The following is a 19794-nucleotide window of genomic DNA, read 5'->3' on the forward strand; positions in this document are numbered from 1 at the left end:
TTTGAAAACATATCAATTCTTCAGAATCCCTATTTTCTTTAACCATTTTTGTATTTCTTTTTCAGCTTCAATTTTCTTTTCACCTTCCATCACAAATAAAATTCCGTCTCTTTCTTTGCCTCCTTTAATGGAAAATCCTTCCAATATTTTACTTTCAATGCATAGTTCTTTGATCTTATCAAAACTACTTCCTATACCATAACCGGCATTGGTGTTAAACGGAATAATAGTTTTACCTTTTAAATTGTATTGACTTAAAAAACTTTTCATTGGAGGGGGTAATTGCATTCCCCAAGTTGGAAAACCTATAAAGACAGTATCATATTTTTCAATGCTGTCAATTTTGGTTTTGAGCGGGGGTAAAAAACCTGTTTCGTTTTCCTTGGCGACCTGATCAACAATTGCTTTGTAATTTTCAGGGTAAGGATTTTTAAGTTCTAATTCAACTAATTTGCCACCAATTTGTTTATGAATGATTTGTGCAACTGTTTTGGTGTTTTTTGTTCGAGTTAGATAGACAATAAGAATACTATTTGTATTCAAACTATCTTTTTCTTGCTTAACAGTACTTTGTGCCTTGGAACAACTCGAAAATAAACAAGCTGATACTATCATCATTATACAATATGCCGTTACTTTTTTCAACTGAATTATTGTTAGGGTTTTTTATAGGTTGTATTTATTAATTAATCCAACTTTTTTTCTTTTAACCATCTTGCCATTAAATCAGCCACTTGTATATTATTTAAATCTGAAAACGGAAAGTGTGTATTTCCTTTGAGGCCTGCCTCAGGAAGATGTACTACGGTTACATCACCACCGTATTTGTTTACTATATCTCGCCATAAACGTGCCATTTGGAGACGTACTCTCCATCCGTCTGCCCCGGGATTGTTTGAGGGACTTTCAGGAATATTATCGCCATAATAAATAACAATAGGTATTTTAGTAAGTTGCATAAATTCTTTCATCGGAACCGAACTTGCTTCTAACGATCCCGCCGAACTTGTTAAAGGTGATGGTACTTCACCTTCAGGAAATAAGAATCCACTACCTGGTTCGTAAGACACTATTGCTTTGACGTTTTGATTTTTTAAAGCAGTGAGCCATCCCATACCACCAGAATGGGAATGTGTAACCAAAATTGCAGGACCTATTTTATTGAATAATGCTGAAATCGCATCCGAATTAACATTACTATCGATAGCACCAATGTTTGGTGTCATAGATCGAAAGTATTGATTGAGTGTATTTGAATCCCGAGAAAATTGGACACCTTCAAAATAATTGGGCCATACCCCTACACGGAAAACATCAAACCATTGCTGTTCATCAGGTGTTGGATTAATGGTAGCTGCTACAGTACTTCTGCCAGCATTACCTCTTCTTGGTTGATCAATAACATAAACAGGAAAGTTTCTGCGAAGGAAAATGTTTTGATACCCTTCTCGTCCGTCGGGCGTGGTTTCCCATGTTTTAGAAAACTGACCTATGCCGTGCCACATTACCAAAGGAAACTTACGGGCATTTACTGGAATTTGATAAAAAACATAGGCGTGGTCTCCACTAAAAGTTTGTCCTTCAGCAGTGGGTTTATATGGATCGAATGTGCCAGGATTGGTAATGATGGTTCCTCCAACAGCAAAACTTCCTTGCTCTGAGAGTATCATAGGTTTTTGCTTATTTGCTTTTTGTGCCTGCAGTGAAGGGCTAGTTATTAGCAACAAAAATGCGACACTCAAAACGATAGTTATTTTCTTATTCATGATTCATTTATCTTAGGGGTTTATTCAAACTTTATTTTTTACTACTTCATACCTTTCTTTAAGCTACGGTTTTTCTGCTGCCATCTTCATAACATCTAATCTTGTTTTTCTTTTATCGAGAATATTGCCTGCCGAACCATCTTGTTTGAACTCGAAAACCTCGTTCTTCTCTGGGTTGTATATAGGCCATAGCGGTAATCCCTTACTATTTGGATTGCCAGTTTTGGCGAAGTTAACCCAATAAACATTCATCATTCTGGCAACCTCTTTGTCTGTTGGCATAACTGTGAATCCATTACGTTCTATAAGATTGTTAAATACATATGGAATCTCAGATGCATGTGGTGCACCATAACGCAACATTTCTTGCAATGAGACTGGTACATATGCGAAATGATAGAGATAAGCTGGAGAACCCTTGGCAACAAAGGCATTGGCTGTGAAACGGGCTGGCTCTGCCCAAACTTTATCGGTATTAACAAGTGTAAGCATCTTGGCTAAATCGGTCTTACCATCAGGATCGTATGCTGCTTCAATTTCTTTATTCAGGTTTCCGAAATTAGACAGTAATTCTTCCTTAGATTTTGCATTAACAAAACCTGCTGGAACTTCTGCACTATTCGAGCCGATGAGAAGTGGAATACTGACCTGTCTACCTCCTTTGTAGGCGCTCTCTGCCGTTTCAACAACCAGTTTACCGTCGAGAATCGGACCAGAATAGATAGGTAAACCTCCGGGGCCATCGGTTTCCTGTCCTCCATCTACAATATCGGCTACACTAAGGGAGCGAAGCTTCGCCAATGCGGCTGCATCCGTGCCCTCGATTCCATGTTTGTGCGCAAAGTTTTTTCCAATCGTTTCTGCTGAAACGGGGTAATGCCGGTCGGAATTCGCGTCATGTATTGGTCTTCCGGTAAGAACACCATCGCGGCCACCGCCTGACTCGATGATTGCCTTTTGGAAAAGGCCTTTTGCTGCGGGTATGGTCAGAAGCGAATGTACTGAAACGCCACCCGCAGACTCACCAAAAATGGTTACATTTTTCGGATTACCTCCGAAAGCGGCAATGTTTTCCTTTACCCACTTGAGTGCGGCAATCTGGTCCATATAGGCATAATTACCTTTAGGCTCTTCAGGATGCTCATTACTTAACGCAGGGAACGCAAAAAAGCCAAGGCGTCCGAGACGGTAGTTAAAGGTCACGAGGAGGACGCCTTGTTTGGCAAATTGGACTCCTGAAAAATCAGGTTGGGAACCACTGCCAAATACGAAAGCACCACCGTGGATCCACACCATAACTGGCAGCTTTGCTCCCGGCTTAGTGCCGGCAGGTAGCCACAAATTGAGGTACAGGCCATCTTCCGATGAACCCTCTGAAATTGACCCAGGAGCAGCACCCCATCCCGCTTGAGCACAATTTGGTCCAAATTTGCTTGCATCTCGAACTCCTTTCCAAGCTTTTACGGCTTGTGGCGGACGCCAGCGATATTCACCGACAGGCGGAGCTGCAAAGGGAATCCCCCTGAAGACTGAAACACCACCTTCAGTTACGCCACGTAATGATCCTGAAGCTGTTTTGACTATTGGTGATGCTTCCCGAGAAGCATTGTCAACTTTTTGTTGCGCATCTAAACTGCAACTAAAAATAATTGCTAAACTTATTACTATTTTTTTCACTTGATAATTATTAATGTTCTGGTGTCATGAGTTTAGTGAACGACAGTGAGCCGAGTTTCCAACCGTCATGTTCTTTAACATATACTTCCGTTACAATAAACGGATTGGTTACTTCATTCCCTCCAACTACTGCTAATAATGTAATTTTATTTAAAAGTATGGCGGTATTGCCAATTATATTTACAGATACTTCATGGATGTCAGCTTTCTTGTAATGAATTCCGCCACTTTTAATAATGTTAATCTCTTGGGTTTTACCCCAACTTCCACCCATGTGGACAAAAACAGATTTATCATCAAACAAAGTAGCGAGACGATCAACATTTTTATCAGCCATCCATTGCCATTTTTGCTTAGAAAGCTGAATAATTTCTTGTTCAACTGCATTTTGTGCAAAAGTATTAGTTGTAAATAAAATTAGAAGAAGTAGTCCAAAAAATGATTTTTTCATAGTAGTAAATTTTAGTATTATGTATTTTTATTATTATTTCTGAATCTGGTGTGTATCTCGAACACTGCTGAATGTTAGGCCTAACAATTTCCAATCCTTACCTTGTTTTTGATAGATTTCTGTTACAGTAAATTCAGTCACAACATCATTCCCACGGACATTAGCTTCAAGCGTAATTCGGCTCCAAATGATTGCTGTTTTTTTGAAAATTTCTATTGCTACATCATGGACTTTAGCATTTTTGTACCAAATCCTACCTGTTTTAATAATGTCGAGTTCCTCATCCTTTTTCCAAGTGCCACTCATATGGACAAATTTTGATTTGTTGTCAAAGAGTCGTTCAAGTTTATCGACATTTTTATCGGCCATCCATTGCCATTTATCTTTAGATAGTTGAATAACTTCTTGTTCAGCGACTGTGTAAGCCTTAGCAACACTACTTGTTTTGTTTTCTTGAGCAAAAGAACATTGTAAACTTATTATTATAAGCAGTCCCGTAATTAATGTTTTCATATGAATTTAAAGTTAAATTGTATTTATAAGACTTCTGTTATTTTTTCTTTAATGGTGCTTCCACATCAGAAAAAGCTTGAACAAAGGCAGGTAATCGTTCACCCAAAATTTGAATAGCATCCAATTGTTTATTGAATTCCTTTAATTCAGCTTGGGTAAATTTTACATTTTCAGCTCCTATATTTTCCAGCATGTGAGCCAGCTGTGTCGTGCCTGGTATTGGAACAATCCAAGGCTTTTGTGCCAGTAGCCAAGCCAGCGAAATTTGAGCAGGAGTAGCATGTTTTTGTGTCCCCCAGTTTTTTAATAAATCTACGATTTTCAAGTTATTAGGTAGATTCTCTGGCGAGAAACGAGACTCATTTCCACGGATATCACCTTGAGCGAAACGCGTATTTGCATCAATAGTTCCGGTTAGAAATCCCACGCCAAGTGGACTCCAAGGAACGAAACTAATGCCGAGTTCCTCACAAAGTGGAATAATTGTTTTTTCAGGCCCACGCCATAACAAAGAATATTCGTTTTGAATAGCAGTAACAGGATGAACGGCATGTGCTCGTCTTACGGTTTGCGGTCCCGGTTCGGAAAGCCCGTAATGCAATATTTTGCCTTCTTTTATCAAATTATATCTTCAATAGGAACTTGCGGATCCACACGATGTTGATACAATAAATCTATTCTGTCCGTACGAAGTCTTTTCAACATTCCTTCCACTACAATTTTGATGTGTTCAGGTCGGCTATTTAATCCTGGTAATCGGGCGCCTGTTTCTTGGTCAATATTCCAACCAAACTTGGTTTCGATGACTATTTTATCACGGAAAGGCGCTATACTTTCTCCAAGAATTCGTTCCACTTCAAAAGGACCATAAGCCTCGGCTGCATCAAATAGGGTAACACCTTTGTCAAATGCAGTTCGAATAATATTGTGCATTTCAGGACGAGAAGGAATTGTAGTTTGATACGTACGGCTCATGTTCTGAACACCGAGTCCAATGCTGGAAACTTCAAGAGTCGCACCAAGTTTTCGCTTGTTGGACAATGGTTGAAGATTGTCATTTTTTAAATGATTATCTTCTGGTTTTATAGTTTTAGCTGATGAATCAAAAGGTAGTATGGCACTTCCAGCTAATGCTAGTCCTACGGTTTTTAAAAGATTTCTACGATTCATATTTGAATTTATTAAATTGGATAACAATTTTAGTTATTATTTGAATGTGGTTTACAGATCTAGCTTTCTTTCACTCAACCATTTTACCATGTTTGGATCTCTGTGGTCAAAAAACAAACTTTTTTTAGTATCCAGAGTATGAATCATCTGCATATCATCTGCTGATAATTCAAAATCGAAAATATTGAAATTCTCTTCCATTCTTTCCTTTCTAACTGATTTTGGAATAGCAACCACGCCTCTTTGAGTTAACCAACGAAGGATAACTTGAGCAACCGATTTATTATATTTAGCGCCAATAGCAATTAAAATTTCATTTTGAAAAATGTTATTTTTTCCTTCTGCGAAAGGTCCCCAAGACTGAATTTGCACATTGTTTTCCTGAAGGAATTTCTGTGTTTCTGTTTGCTGGAGAAACGGATGTGTTTCAATTTGGTTGATGGCTGGAGTAAAACCACTATTAGAAATCAAATCCATTACTCTGTCCGGGTGAAAATTTGCAACACCAATAGCTCTTATCTTGCCTTGATTATACAGTTCCTGCATAGCTCTCCAAGATCCAAATACATCGCCATAAGGTTGATGAATAAGATATAAATCCAGATAATCCAACTGCAACTTATTTAAGGATTTTTCAAATGCTTTCAACGTGTTTTCATAACCGGCATCTTGTAGCCAAAGTTTGGTTGTAATAAAAAGTTCTTCTCTTGGTATTCCGCTTTTTTTAACAGCACTGCCTACTGCAGTTTCATTCATATAAGAAGCAGCTGTATCGATTAAACGATACCCACAATTGATAGCTTCTAATACTACTTTTTCACATTCGGCAGCATCTGGAATCTGGAAGACACCGAATCCTAAAATTGGCATTTCTACTCCGTTGTTTAATTTTATGTTTTGCATGATTCTTTAATTTTATGGTTTTTATAAATTTCCCAAGTGATTAGGATAACTTATACTACAATGCAAATTTCCGATCTGATGAGAAGGTTTTTGGTATATGGATTACGGATTGTTCTACCAATATTACTTATTGTGCTTACTATATGGTAATTGATATATCTAAATACATAAATTTGTATTATAAAATGAAAATTATCATGAACAAAGTAGTCAAGTTTAATACAATTAGTGAATATAATGCATTTAACAATTGCGAAACGTTACATCCATTAATAAGTGTTATTGATTTTTCAAAAGCAAACGAAAGATCATGGGGTGGCGAAAAGACTGTTCGAATTTATTATGGCTTTTATTGCATCTTTTTGAAAGATATAAAATGTGGTGATCTGCGTTATGGTTGTAATTACTATGACTATCAAGAAGGTACATTGGTTTTTGCTGCGCCAGGTCAAATAATGGAAGTAGAGACTGATGGTAAAGTATATCAACCAAAAGGATATGCCTTAGTGTTTCATCCTGATTTAATACATGGTACTTCTCTTTTTAAAAGCATGAATGATTATAATTTTTTCAGTTACAATGCAAATGAAGCACTGCATTTATCAGAACGCGAAAGACAAATTGTTTTAGACTCTTTTTCAAAAATCCACTTAGAATTGCAACTTGGAGTTGATAAGCATAGTAAGAAACTTATTGCTTCAAATATCGAATTGTTTTTAAATTATTGCGAGCGATTTTATGATAGACAATTTATAACGAGAGAAAATATTAATAAAGGAATATTAGAAAAATTTGAAGAAGTGCTAAATACCTATTTCACTTCTGATAAACCAGGTACTATTGGGCTTCCATCAGTTGCCTATTGTGCTGATGAACTACATTTGTCAGCCAACTATTTTGGTGATTTAATAAAAAAGGAAACAGGTAAATCTGCTCAAGAATACATTCAAATTAAAATAATTGATATAGCAAAAGACAAAATTTTAGTAGATAATTTGACCGTAAACGAAATCGCTTATGAGTTGGGCTTTAAATACCCTCAGCATTTTTCTAGATTGTTTAAACAACGAGTAGGGTATACTCCTAATGAATATAGAAGTTTGAATTAAAAATCTTATTTTATAATGAGTTAACAAGATGTATGTATAGGTATTAAGATAACAAGAAAAAAGTTGATAGAATATTTATGAATCCGTCTCTTTTGGTAGTTCGAATATTAGATTAGAAATTGCTTCTACAATCACTTTTTTATAAAACATGCCTTTGTTAGCTATTTTACAAGAAAATTAAGTTTATTTTTAATTATAGAAAGCTACAAATCAATTGTTTAATCTTAAAAATATTTAATTGGAGCGATTTAACCTAAAATTCAATCCGAAATATTAAAAAAATCAATTGTTACCTATAAATTATATAAGTAACTGAATATCATTTTTTTACCGATAAAATACATGAAAGTATATTTTGGCGGTTTTGTGCCCCTATCGGGACAATTTTCGAACCTTTTTTAGCTGATTTAAAAAATTGAGTAGAACTGACTATTGAAGTAGGAATGTCATGTTGTAAATTATTATGATTCGAATATCTCTAAAGCATATGTAATGAATAAATTTAGGGGATTCTAATAAGAACTTAATAATGGTTTCGGTTTTTACGTTATCTCTGTACAAATAGGTTATCTCTGATAAGTATGAGCAAGTTGAAAAGTGCCACATCTGCCACACATCCTTTAGAGCTGCTTTTTACGGACTGAGCGAACTTTAAAAGTATACCACTCTGAGCTGTTGCTTGAGGTCTCATCCATCTTCTTCGGGGTATTTTCATCTTTATAGAGAATAAAACAGCAACAATAACGTTTTTAAAAGCAAAACTATATTATGGGCTTATTTGATTTTATGATAGTGGAAATAGCTATGGATTTAGGGACGGCTAATACTTTAATAATTTATGACGGAAAAATAGTAGTGGATAGCCCTTCTATGGTGGCCAGAGATATTAGAAATGGGAAAATTATTGCGGTAGGTAAAGAGGCCAGTTTAATGCAGGGGAAGACACACGAGAATATTAAAACAATCCGGCCGCTAAAAGACGGGGTTATTGCAGATTTTGATGCCTCAGAGAAAATGATCAGCTGGTTTATAAAAAATATACCTGAATTAAAGAAAAATTTTTTCACTCCTGCACTGCGAATGGTTGTATGTATTCCTAGTGGTATTACCGAAGTGGAAATGAGAGCCGTAAAGGAGTCTTGTGAGCGGGTAAATGGGAAAGAAGTGTATTTAATTCATGAGCCTATGGCTGCTGCTATTGGAATTGGTTTAGATGTGATGCAGCCCAAGGGACATATCATCGTTGATATAGGAGGAGGGACTACAGAAATTGCGGTTATTGCCCTTGGAGGGATAGTTTGTGACAAATCTATAAAAATTGCTGGAGATGTTTTTACCAATGATATATTGTTTTATATGAGAACGCAGCATAATTTGTATATTGGAGATGCTTCTGCCGAGAGAATAAAAATTGATGTTGGCGCTGCAATGGAAGAACTCGAGGAAGCTCCTGATGACATAACGGTTCGTGGAAGGGATTTGCTTACCGGGAAACCTAAGGAGGTCAGGATTGCCTTTAGGGAAATCGCAAGAGCTTTGGATAAATCTATACAGAGAATTGAAGATGCGATTATGGTAACGCTTTCATTGACACCACCAGAACTGGCTGCGGACATTTATAATACGGGTTTGTATCTCGCAGGAGGAGGGGCATTGTTGCGCGGTCTTGATAAAAGGATTTCGCAGAAGACGGATTTGCCAGTTTTTATTGCAGAAGATCCTTTAAGAGCAGTGGTTAGAGGCACTGGTGCTGTCTTAAAAAACATACCTAAATATAGAAGTGTACTGATAAAATAAGTTCGTTATTGCATCCGTACAATTGAGTTTTTACATCTGATCCAACAAAAATTTGTTGTATATACTGAAAAAGACAAAAAAAAATCCCATTTCGTTAGAAATGGGATTTTAGTTTTGTGACCTTGACTGGATTCAAACCAGTAACCTCTTGAGCCGTAATCAAGTGCGCTATTCAGTTGCGCCACAAGGCCTTTTTTTGCTATTGAAGGGCTTATTAAAGCGCCTTATTGCGGGTGCAAATATAGGTATAATTGTGTAATTTGCAAGTCTAAATTTATAAAAAAATAAAAAAATATGCCACTTAAGAATTACTTACGTGATATTCAGGGTTTTCCAAAAGAAGGAATTTTATTTAAAGACATTACTCCCTTGCTAATTGATCCCGAAGCAAGGAATAAATGCCTTGAAATATTGGTTTCATCACTTAAAGATAAAAAAATAGACAAGGTAATATTAGTGGAGAGTCGAGGTTTTTTCTTTGGAATGCTTATCGCACAAGAATTAAATGTTGGTTTTATTCCGGTTCGAAAACCGAACAAGTTGCCTTACGAAACCATTTCAGCAACCTATGATTTAGAATATGGAACGGATACTTTAGAAATTCATGTTGACGCGATTCAAAAAGGTGATAGGATTCTAATTCACGATGATGTTTTGGCAACTGGAGGAACGGCTAAAGCAGTTTGTGAGTTGGTAGGAAGATTGGGTGGTGAAATTGTACAATGCAATTTCCTTATGGAACTGGCTTTTCTAAATGGAAGAGCAAAAATTAAGGGTAATGCCATTTTTGCAGCAATTACGTATTAATCCAAAGCGCGGGTTGTTACATAATATCTATAGCCAATAATTGCCATTTGCCATTTTTTGGCTTTCACCAAATCCAATCGCTGTTTGGTGAAACTTGGAAGAATGACTTTGTTAATTTGGGCTAAGATTTTAAACATAGGTAATTTTTTTCAAAGATATAAAAAAGACGGTCTTCATCAAGACCGTCTTTTCTTTGATTAGTTGTAGAATTATTTATTTTCTTTATCCAAATTGGACTGATATTCTTCCATTTGTTTATCAAAAATTTTCATTTTTTCATCAAAAGCTTCCATTTCTTTATTGAACGGTTCCATTTGTTTATCAAATTCAGCCATTTGTTTGTCAAAAGCTTCCATTTGAGGCTCTAGTTTTTTCATTTTAGCGTCATAGTCTTCCATTTTCTTTTCAAACTCTTTCCATGCTTTTTTATCTCCATTTACAGGATCTCCTTTTGGAACTTTGGGTGCTTTTGGGAATGCAGGAGCGACAGGAGCTTTAAATTTCATAACTGGAGGAGTAGGTGGCACTGGAGGAACTGGCATATTCTTGTCCTGAATATACGTTCTGTTTTTGGTTATAATATGGATTGTTTTTTCTTTTTTATTGACATCCATTTTGTCAATTGTATTTTGGTCTAATTGTAACAATTCATTTTTATCTGCTTTTTCGCCATTGATATAAATGTCATTTTCAGTAATTGTTTTGTGGAATTTTTTTGTAACTATTCTGATTTCTTGTTGGTTATTTTTTTTATTTACGTCCATGCGTTCAATTTCATCAGGATCTAATTTATCCATATCATTTTGACTTACTTTTTCTCCATTAATGAAAATTTCTTTGTCAATAGAAAGTACTTTATCTGGTGATGCCGTTATTTTATCATTTTTAATTTTCGCATCAATTTCAGCATCAGTGATATCAATTTTTCCTGATCCATCATGCTTGATGTAAATATCTTTGATTGCATTCGAGCTATGTTGTTTGTAAGTACCATTACCGTATAAATTTCCATTGTAATTGACTGTTATTCCTGTGATTTCATTACTTGAATTACGTTCTATTTCAGAGAACACTAAATTGCAATTAAATTCTTTTTTGAAAAATTCAGCTTTCTTTTTTAATTCTTCATCTGAAAAATTCTTGTTAATAGTAGTAACTACATCCAGTACACTTTTTGACGCATTCTGATTCGTTTTTTCCTGCGCAATAGTTTTAATTTGGAAGGAGAGTACAAATGCCGCTAATAATGGAAGTACTAAAGCATACTTCCAGGAATTCCATTTTTTTGATTGATTTTTGTTTAACATAACGATTCGTTTTTTGATTAATGATTGATAAAAATGATTGGTGATGGCAACACAATTCTCATGTGTTGTTATTTTTAAAAGCGTGATTTGATAGGCTTTTTTGTCGAATATTTTCTTTGTGGCTTCGTTGTCTGCAATGAATTCAAGGTTTTGTAAAATTGCTTTTTTGTATAGCCAAATGAACGGATTGAACCAAAATACAATACAAAACAATCTCGAAATCAACACATCAATGGTATGATTTTGTTCGCTGTGTACTTTTTCATGTTCTAAAATATTTTCTAATTCGGAAGCGGTGTATAAAGCGGAATTATAAACGATGGTATTGAAATAAGAAAATGGAGCTACATTTTCTTTAGTATCTATAAATTTAAAATCGGCTTGTTGTTGAATGGATTTCCCTTTTAGAACAGCATTCAAACTATAAAAATCAAAGGCAAATTTGGCCAATAAAAGCAGTATTCCTATTCCGTAAGCAAGAGCTGTAAGCATTGGTAAATAATCTTCGAATGTTTTTTCTTCCGTATAATTCTTCATAGGAACATTTGACCAATTTATAGGGGTCGTAGTTGGTTCTACCCAGATTATTTTTGTGATAAAAACAAATGGTAAAAGAACGGAAGTAATTAATCCAGCCAATAAAAACCAACGATTGCTTGTGAAAAAGGTTTCTTTTCGCAGCATTAAAAAATAAGCTAAATAAAATAGGACGATTAGTCCACTGGATTTGATGAGATAAATAAACAGTGCTTCCATACGCTATATATTATATTTTATTCTAGTTTTTACTTTTTTCTGCGGTTATAAAACTGCTCTTTATAAAGAATTATTTTTCTTCTTTTTGATTTTCAATCATGGTCAGAATCTCTCGTAATTCGGCTGCAGAAATTTTCTCTTCTTTAGCAAAAAAGGAAACCATGTTTTTATACGAACTATTAAAGTAATTGTCGATTGCCGTATTCATGAAACGTTTTCTGTATTCTTCTAAACTAACGATAGGGTAGTATTGATGGGTGTTCCCAAAGGCATTGTGAGAAACAAACCCTTTTTCTTCCAGATTGCGCACAATGGTAGAGAGCGTGTTGTAATGAGGCTGTTCTTCAGTAATTTCGGCCATGACTTCTTTTACAAAAGCTTTTTTGAGCTTCCATAAAATGTGCATGATTTCTTCTTCTTTATTGGTTAACTTTTGCATGATTTTTTTATTTGAATCAAATGTAAAACTATATTTTTAGTTACACAACTATAAATATAGTTATTTAACTAATTTTTTAGTTTTTAATTTATTTTGACTTGTTTATCAAGTTCTTTTGGAAAGATAAAATTACTGATTTTCAGGGAGATTGTTTTGAAAATGAGTTTGCGTGAGGGATAGGAGCAAGCTACCAAAGTAGCGCGTATAGCCCGACCGCCTTGATAAAAGGGGCAGTTTAACCATCTAGTTAGTTTGCCCCTTTTATCAAGGCGGTCACGCCCAAAGTATTAAAATAGGATTATTTTTGTTCTATTTGAACGAGTTTTTGCAGCCAAATACAACCTAACACGGAAAGAACTCCTAAGCTGCCCATAAAAAACCAGTTGGTTTGGTAACCAAAATGCCCGATGAGTTCCAGTCCAGTTTTGGAACTCGCAATGTGAGCTAAACTAAAACTCATGGTAAACAACGCCATATACCGTCCTTCATGCCCTTTTGGAGCTCTGCTTAAAGCAAAAGAATTGGAGAAAGGAAAGATGAACATTTCCCCAAAAGTGATTATAATTATGCTGATTACTAATATTCCCGCCCAAGTGTTTATCAAAAGGAGATAAAAACTAATGGACATGAGTACGCAACCCCAAAGGATAATTTTGAGTTTTTTAATACCTTTTCTTTGGCTGAAACTGACTATAGGCATTTCCAGAAAGAAAATTAATAATCCATTCAAGGATAATAAAAGTCCGCTTTGAAATTCTGTAAGTCCAAATTTCTCATTGTGATACAAGGGTAAAGTGGTAAAAAGTTGAAAGAATAGCATGGCTGTGGCAAAACATACAAAGAGAAATATCCAGAATATTTTGTCTTTAAAAACGGAAGCAGGTATTTCGGTCTCATCATTAATGGTGTTTAAATCAGCAGGTTTTTTACGTTCTTTTACCAATAATGCAAAAATCAAAATAGAAACGATACAAGAGCTTCCATCTACCCAAAAAAGGCCACTATATCCCAAATTCATGATGATTAAGCCTCCCAAAGCAGGTCCGGCAGTAAAACCTAAGTTAACTGCTAGTCGTACTAAAGTCAATGCTCTGGTGCGATTTTCAGGTTTAGCATACGTTCCTAGGGAAACGAACATGGCGGGACGAAACATATCGGCCACGGTCATGATGACAAACATTCCAATGCACAATCCCCAAAAGGTACGGATGTATTGCACTAAGAATAATAGGATTCCACTGGTAAATAAACTGAAAATCATGATTTTATAAAACCCAATTTTATCAGATAATTTGCCACCCAGCCAGGAGCCCAACATGGATCCGAAACCAAAAGCGACCATAATCCATCCTACTTGAGCGTAGGAAAATTGTAAATCTTCTTTCAAATATTTAGATAGAAAAGGCAAAACCATCGTGCCAGCGCGATTGATAAAAGTAATCAAGGTAAGAATCCATACTTCTCTTGTGAATCCTTTAAAATTGTTAATGTAGCGTTGAAAAGCGGTTTGGAGCATATATAAAGTTCTAATTTTGTAAAGGTAGAAAACTTTGTAGCGATGCGTCTTTGTAGCATTGTAACTTTTAAACTATTTTTGCTTAAAATTATAAAAATGAGAACACTATTCGCTTTGTTTTTTTTAGTGCAGTTCAATTTTGGCTTTAGCCAAGAGCAATTCGATGTTTCGGCTGTTGCCAAATTTCAAAAGGATTTAAATACAGAATATGCAGATGTGAAAACGAGTCCTTTGACAACCGAAGATTTGGCTGTATTTAAAGCGTTGGATTTTTATCCAGTGAATGAACATTTTTTTGTGATTGCTAAATTTATAAGAACAAAAAAAGAAAAACCATTTGAGATGAAAACCTCGACGGACAGAAAACCTTTGTATGTGAAATACGGAGAAGTTTTTTTTACGCTTGATGGAAAAGAATTAAAATTGAATGTGTACAGGAATATTGAACTTTCGAAAAAAGCTTCCTATAAAGACTATTTATTTTTACCTTTTTCTGATTTGACTTCGGGGAATGAAAGTTATATTGGAGGGAAATATATCGATTTGAGAATCCCAAAAGGGGATACAATTGCGATAGATTTTAATACTTCGTATAATCCGTATTGTGCTTATAGTCATAAATATTCCTGTCCAAAAGTGCCTTTGGAAAACGATTTGAATATCGAAATAAAAGCCGGAGTTAAAAAATTTCACGACTAATGAAGTTCTTTAATTTACATACGCATAAATTCACAAATCAGCCTGATGTGTTGGAGTTAGTGAATCAATACCCATGGGAATTTGATGCAACAATTCCATTTTATTCTATTGGAATTCATCCTTGGTTTATTGTTGAAGAACGATTGGAATCTGATTTTGCGATAATCGAGCGCCAATTACAAGAACCGGGTTGCCTTGCAATGGGGGAATGCGGACTGGACAAACGTATTGAAGTTCCAATGGAATTACAGCAGTCGGTTTTCGAAAAGCAATTGCTTTTGGCACAGAAATATCAGAAACCAGTTGTGATTCATTGTGTTGCTGCTTTTCAGGAATTGATTGAGATTACAAAAAAATTGAATATTACGGTTCCAATACTAATTCACGGGTTTTCCAAAAGTGAACAGTTAGCGAAACAGTTATTGGAAAACGGATTTTATATTTCGTTTGGGAAATATTTATTGTTAAACCCCGAGCTGGAAACCGTTTTTAAAAGCATGCCGAATGATCGATTTTTCTTGGAAACGGATACTGCAGAAGAAAGTTTGGCTACCGTTTATGCATTGGCAGCAAAATACAAAGGAGTTTCAGTAGAAGAAATTCAAAAACAGGTGAATAGTAATTTTGATACTATTTTTAAACAAATAAACAGATAACCAAATTAACGAATAAACTTTTATTATGGCAGAGTGGACAGAAAGAGCCGAACTTTTATTTAAAAAAGAAGGTTTAAATAAATTGCAAAATGCAAATGTATTAGTCGTAGGACTTGGTGGTGTAGGATCTTTTGCCGCCGAATTTTTGGCAAGAGCAGGAGTGGGGAAAATGACAATTGTAGATGGCGATGTAGTTGATATTACCAATATAAACCGACAATTGCCTGCTTTGCATTCTACTGTAGGACAACCCAAAGTTACCGTAGTAGGAGACCGATTGATGGATATTAATCCAGAATTGAAATTGACCCGCGTGCAGGAGTTTCTTTCACCGGAGCGCGCCTTCGAGATTATTTCGGAAGAATTTGATTATGTTTTGGATTGTATTGACAGTGTAACTCCAAAACTGAATTTGATTATTGCAGCCAAACGAAAAAGAGTGAAAATCATAAGCAGTATGGGTGCTGGCGGTAAGATGGAAGCTTCTAAAGTAAAAGTGACCGATATTACAAATACCGTGAATTGTTTCTTCGCAAAAACAATCAGAAGACGATTAAAAGAAGTGAAAATTGATAAATTGAAAGTGGTCTTTTCTTCTGAAATTCAAGATGAATCCAGTTTAAAAATGACAGATGGTTCTAATTTTAAAAAATCGTTTTACGGAACGAACAGTTATATGCCAGGTTTATTTGGTTTATATGCTGCAGAAACGGTGATTCGGTATTTACTTAAAAAAGAGTAATCAGGTAGCAGATAACAGAAAGCAGATTTCAAAAAACTAAAAAAAAAATGATACAAACAGTAATTTTCGACATGGATGGTGTAATTGTCGATACAGAACCAGTACACCGTTATGCTTATTTCAAACAATTTGATGAATTGAATATTGCTGTCACTGAAGACTTGTATACGTCATTTACAGGAAATTCCACTCGGAATATATTCCAGAAATTGAAGGAAAAATTTAATCTTGAACATGATGTAGAAGATTTAATTTTGAGAAAAAGATCTATTTTCAATGATGCTTTTGATAGCAAAGAAGATTTAGAATTATTAGAAGGTGTTGAAAATTTAATCAAAGAATTACACGAAAACGGAATCCAATTAATTTTAGCTTCCTCAGCTTCAAAAGTTACTATCGAGCGTGTTTTTCGTCGCTTTAAGCTACATGAATATTTCACCCATGTTGTGAGTGGAGAAGATTTTCCAAAATCAAAACCGCATCCCGCCATTTTTGAGCATGCTGCTAGTTTATCGATTGCTCCAAAAGAAAACTGCATCGTGATTGAAGACAGCACTAACGGAATTAAAGCTTCAAAAGCTGCGGGTATTTTTTGTGTTGGTTACAATAGTATTCATTCAAAAGACCAAGATTTATCGGAAGCTGACGTAGTAATCAATCATTTCAATGAATTAGGTTTTGATGAAGTGAAAAACATTGATTCCAAATTAAGGAATAATTAACATTTAAGAATACCTGAATTTGTAAATTTGGAAAACATAAAACTAATACTATGAAAAATATTCTAATTGCATTTGCTATCATTATTGCAAATTTTACGATTGAGGCCCAAGTGAAAACGCCTCAAGCCAGCCCAAGAGCTACAATCAGCCAAACAGTAGGCTTGACAGATGTAGAGATTAATTATTCAAGACCAAGTGCCAGAGGAAGAGCCGTTTTTGGTGATTTGGTTCCTTTTGGAAAAGTATGGAGAACTGGAGCAAATGAAAACACAACGATATCATTTAGTGATGATGTGATTATTGATGGTAAAACTTTGAAAAAAGGAAAATATGCTTTGTATACTAATCCTAAAATTGAAAGTTGGGATATAATTTTTTATAAAACTACTGATAATTGGGGAAATCCAGCAGAATGGAATGAGGCTAATGTGGTCCTTAAAGCTACTGTTAAACCAGAAACATTATCCAAAAAGGTAGAAACATTCACTTTAGGAATAAGTAATTTAGATAATAATTTTGCTTTTTTAGAATTGTATTGGGAGAATTCTTATGCTGCTTTAAAATTTGAGGTTCCTACTCAAAAAACGGCAACTGCTAACATAGAAAAAGCATTAGCAGGTCCAACTGCCGGAGATTATTTTTCTGCAGCACAATTTTTATTTCAATCCAATGGTGATATTACTAAAGCAAGAACTTATGTTGATAAAGCTTTAGATATGAATCAAGATAAACCATTCTATTATTACCGTTTGAAATCTTTGATTCAAGCCAAACAAGGGGATAAAAAAGGAGCTATTGAAACGGCTAAAGTTTCACTTGCTGCTGCTGAAATTGCTAAAAATCAAGACTATGTTAAAATGAATAAAGAAAGCATAGCAGAGTGGAGTAAGAAATAAATCTTCGCTTTCTTTAATAAAAAAAATCCCGTCTTGATTATTTCCTGACGGGATTTTTTTGTGTTCGCTAATCAATAACTAATTCTTTTTGCTTTCTGAAAATGGTCCATTGTAAGAGCAAAGAAATCACAATAGTTAACATCGCACCAATAAAGTTGAGCCATAAATACCCCAGTTTTTCTTCTCCGCTCGGGTAAATATAAATGGCGAAATAATAGATTATGAAAATGGTTAATTGGCTAAAAATGGCGCTGCTAAAAATAGCCTTGGCATGAACTTGTTTGATATAAAAGCCAACCAAGAAAATCCCTAAAACGGTGCCGTAAAATATAGAACCAATGATATTTACCAATTGGATTAAATTTTCGAATAACGTTCCTATACAAGCAAAAAGAATAGCAATAATTCCCCAAACCAGTGTGAAAAACTTCGTCGCATTAAGATAATGCTTTTCTGATTTTTCTTCCTTTAAATTGCGTTTGTAAATGTCAATCGCTGTAGTCGATGCTAATGCATTCAGTCCGGAAGCTGTAGATGACATGGCTGCAGAAATAATCACGGCAAGCAATAAACCAATAAGTCCTTTGGGTAAATAATTAAGGATAAAGTGAAAAAACACATAATCTTTATCGTTGGTCTCACTATGAATATCAGCTTTTAGGATAATTTCTTTGGCACGATCTCTCAAATCTTTTTCTTTATTAGATAAGGCTACCAATTCTTTTCGAAGAATCGGATTATCATAATCCTGATTGAGTTGATCGATATACAATAAATTAATCACTTTTTTATCTTCGGATAGTGCATCTAGTTTTTTTTCTAAAACATGATATTCGCCTCTGTATTGGGATTTCTCAACAATTATTTTATTGTTTGGATTAAAATTCAAAGGGACTGGATTGAATTGGAAAAAAACAAAAACCATAACTCCGGTAAGCAAAATGAAGAATTGCATCGGTACTTTTAAAAGCCCGTTCATAATCAATCCCATTTGGCTTTCTCGAACTGATTTTCCTGATAAATAACGTCCTACCTGAGATTGATCGGTACCAAAATACGCTAATGCCAAGAAAAAACCTCCGGTTATTCCGCTCCAAAATGTGTATTTTTCTTCTGGATCAGTTGAAAAACTAACAATATTCATTTTATCATTTGCACCAGCAATATGCATAGCATTACTAAAAGTCATATCATTTGGCAGATAATGTAAAATCAGAAAAAAGGTGATTAACATTCCGGACATAATCACAAACATTTGTTGTTTTTGAGTTACGTTTACCGCTTTCGTTCCTCCGGAAAAGGTATATATGATTACCAACAAACCAATAATAATATTCATTATGGTAAGGTTCCAACCCAATATTGCGGACAAAATGATAGCTGGTGCGTAAATGGTTAAACCAGTTCCCAAACCTCTTTGAAATAAGAAAAGTATCGCGGCAAGTGAGCGTGTTTTTAAATCAAATCTTTTTTCGAGATATTCATAAGCAGTATAGACTTTGTATTTGTGGTATATTGGGATAAACGTGACACAAATAACCACCATGGCAATTGGCAATCCAAAGTAGAACTGTACAAATCCCATTCCGTCATGATACGCTTGCCCAGGAGTTGAAAGAAAAGTAATTGCGCTGGCTTGTGTGGCCATTACCGAAAGACCAACCACATACCAAGGCGTTTCATTACCGCCCAGAATAAAGTCTTCTACATTTTTACTTCCTTTTGTTTTCCAAGCGCCATAAATTACAATAAATAGTAAAGTTACTATAAGTACAATCCAATCAAATAGTTGCATAGTTTAAGAGTATATTTCCATTATTAGAAAAAAAATCAAAATATAGATGGCGTTAGCTACCAGAACCCATGTA

The 19794-nt window shown here is 35.0% G+C and carries 21 protein-coding genes and 1 tRNA gene; 8 read left to right on the plus strand and 14 right to left on the minus strand.

What is annotated here, in order from left to right:
• Positions 1-12: 12 nt before the first annotated feature.
• From OA85_RS15125 to OA85_RS15155, 8 genes are all read right to left on the minus strand, one after another.
• Positions 13-618, minus strand: a complete 606-nt coding sequence (locus OA85_RS15125) for a flavodoxin (protein ID WP_039110661.1) — start codon at positions 616-618, stop codon at positions 13-15.
• 68 nt (positions 619-686) lie between these two features.
• Positions 687-1766, minus strand: coding sequence for an alpha/beta fold hydrolase (locus tag OA85_RS15130; protein ID WP_039110662.1), 1080 nt, complete (start codon positions 1764-1766; stop codon positions 687-689).
• A gap of 63 nt (positions 1767-1829) precedes the next feature.
• Positions 1830-3443: a carboxylesterase/lipase family protein gene (locus OA85_RS15135; protein ID WP_039110663.1), complete on the minus strand. Its 1614-nt coding sequence runs from the start codon at positions 3441-3443 to the stop codon at positions 1830-1832.
• Positions 3444-3453: 10 nt separating this feature from the next.
• Positions 3454-3894, minus strand: a complete 441-nt coding sequence (locus OA85_RS15140) for a nuclear transport factor 2 family protein (protein WP_039110664.1) — start codon at positions 3892-3894, stop codon at positions 3454-3456.
• A gap of 33 nt (positions 3895-3927) precedes the next feature.
• Positions 3928-4407: a nuclear transport factor 2 family protein gene (locus OA85_RS15145; protein ID WP_039110665.1), complete on the minus strand. Its 480-nt coding sequence runs from the start codon at positions 4405-4407 to the stop codon at positions 3928-3930.
• Positions 4408-4444: 37 nt separating this feature from the next.
• The gene (locus OA85_RS17715; RefSeq protein ID WP_255350541.1) at positions 4445-5029 is read right to left on the minus strand and encodes an aldo/keto reductase; all 585 of its coding nucleotides are present in this window, start codon (positions 5027-5029) and stop codon (positions 4445-4447) included.
• Complete coding sequence (locus OA85_RS17720) at positions 5026-5577, minus strand: aldo/keto reductase (protein ID WP_255350542.1); 552 nt, start codon at positions 5575-5577, stop codon at positions 5026-5028. Before OA85_RS17720 ends, OA85_RS17715 begins: the two co-directional genes overlap by 4 nt.
• Positions 5578-5628: 51 nt before the next feature.
• Positions 5629-6480 carry an aldo/keto reductase gene (locus OA85_RS15155; RefSeq protein WP_039110666.1) on the minus strand — a complete coding sequence of 284 codons (852 nt, stop codon included), beginning with the start codon at positions 6478-6480 and terminating at the stop codon, positions 5629-5631.
• Positions 6481-6677: 197 nt separating this feature from the next.
• On the opposite strand from OA85_RS15155, the gene OA85_RS15160 reads away from it, so the two are divergent.
• Together OA85_RS15160 and OA85_RS15165 are read left to right on the plus strand one after the other, a co-directional pair.
• On the plus strand, positions 6678-7589 hold the full coding sequence (locus OA85_RS15160) for an AraC family transcriptional regulator (protein ID WP_039110667.1): 912 nt from the start codon (positions 6678-6680) through the stop codon (positions 7587-7589).
• A gap of 768 nt (positions 7590-8357) precedes the next feature.
• Positions 8358-9386, plus strand: a complete 1029-nt coding sequence (locus tag OA85_RS15165; protein WP_039110668.1) for a rod shape-determining protein — start codon at positions 8358-8360, stop codon at positions 9384-9386.
• Between the two features lie 117 nt (positions 9387-9503).
• Here the strand turns inward: OA85_RS15165 and OA85_RS15170 are convergent.
• Positions 9504-9577, minus strand: a tRNA-Arg gene (locus tag OA85_RS15170).
• Positions 9578-9680: 103 nt separating this feature from the next.
• Between OA85_RS15170 and OA85_RS15175 the strand changes: the two genes are divergently transcribed.
• Complete coding sequence (locus OA85_RS15175; protein WP_039110669.1) at positions 9681-10193, plus strand: adenine phosphoribosyltransferase; 513 nt, start codon at positions 9681-9683, stop codon at positions 10191-10193.
• Here OA85_RS15175 and OA85_RS15180 read toward each other — a convergent pair.
• From OA85_RS15180 to OA85_RS15195, 4 genes are all read right to left on the minus strand, one after another.
• A complete protein-coding gene (locus OA85_RS15180) occupies positions 10190-10330 on the minus strand; it encodes a hypothetical protein (protein WP_039110670.1) in 141 nt (46 codons plus the stop codon). The genes OA85_RS15175 and OA85_RS15180 overlap by 4 nt on opposite strands.
• 72 nt (positions 10331-10402) lie before the next feature.
• Positions 10403-12256 carry a M56 family metallopeptidase gene (locus tag OA85_RS15185; protein WP_039110671.1) on the minus strand — a complete coding sequence of 618 codons (1854 nt, stop codon included), beginning with the start codon at positions 12254-12256 and terminating at the stop codon, positions 10403-10405.
• Positions 12257-12326: 70 nt separating this feature from the next.
• Positions 12327-12695, minus strand: coding sequence for a BlaI/MecI/CopY family transcriptional regulator (locus OA85_RS15190; RefSeq protein WP_039110672.1), 369 nt, complete (start codon positions 12693-12695; stop codon positions 12327-12329).
• Between the two features lie 298 nt (positions 12696-12993).
• Complete coding sequence (locus OA85_RS15195; protein WP_039110673.1) at positions 12994-14211, minus strand: MFS transporter; 1218 nt, start codon at positions 14209-14211, stop codon at positions 12994-12996.
• Between the two features lie 96 nt (positions 14212-14307).
• On the opposite strand from OA85_RS15195, the gene OA85_RS15200 reads away from it, so the two are divergent.
• From OA85_RS15200 to OA85_RS15220, 5 genes are read left to right on the plus strand one after another with little or no spacing between them, the layout of a single operon-like run.
• Positions 14308-14910, plus strand: coding sequence for a DUF1684 domain-containing protein (locus OA85_RS15200; protein ID WP_039110674.1), 603 nt, complete (start codon positions 14308-14310; stop codon positions 14908-14910).
• Positions 14910-15566, plus strand: a complete 657-nt coding sequence (locus OA85_RS15205; protein WP_039110675.1) for a TatD family hydrolase — start codon at positions 14910-14912, stop codon at positions 15564-15566. The genes OA85_RS15200 and OA85_RS15205 overlap by 1 nt, the downstream gene beginning before the upstream one ends.
• A 25-nt stretch (positions 15567-15591) precedes the next feature.
• Positions 15592-16308: a ThiF family adenylyltransferase gene (locus OA85_RS15210; protein ID WP_039110676.1), complete on the plus strand. Its 717-nt coding sequence runs from the start codon at positions 15592-15594 to the stop codon at positions 16306-16308.
• A gap of 47 nt (positions 16309-16355) precedes the next feature.
• Positions 16356-17030: an HAD family phosphatase gene (locus OA85_RS15215; protein WP_039110677.1), complete on the plus strand. Its 675-nt coding sequence runs from the start codon at positions 16356-16358 to the stop codon at positions 17028-17030.
• A gap of 50 nt (positions 17031-17080) precedes the next feature.
• Positions 17081-17926, plus strand: coding sequence for a DUF2911 domain-containing protein (locus tag OA85_RS15220; RefSeq protein WP_039110679.1), 846 nt, complete (start codon positions 17081-17083; stop codon positions 17924-17926).
• Between the two features lie 67 nt (positions 17927-17993).
• Here OA85_RS15220 and OA85_RS15225 read toward each other — a convergent pair whose 3' ends face one another.
• Positions 17994-19721: a sodium:solute symporter gene (locus OA85_RS15225; RefSeq protein ID WP_039110680.1), complete on the minus strand. Its 1728-nt coding sequence runs from the start codon at positions 19719-19721 to the stop codon at positions 17994-17996.
• Between the last annotated feature and the right edge of the window lie 73 nt (positions 19722-19794).

Origin of the sequence: Flavobacterium sp. AED (genome assembly GCF_000812945.1) — a bacterium.
Lineage (GTDB): Bacteria > Bacteroidota > Bacteroidia > Flavobacteriales > Flavobacteriaceae > Flavobacterium.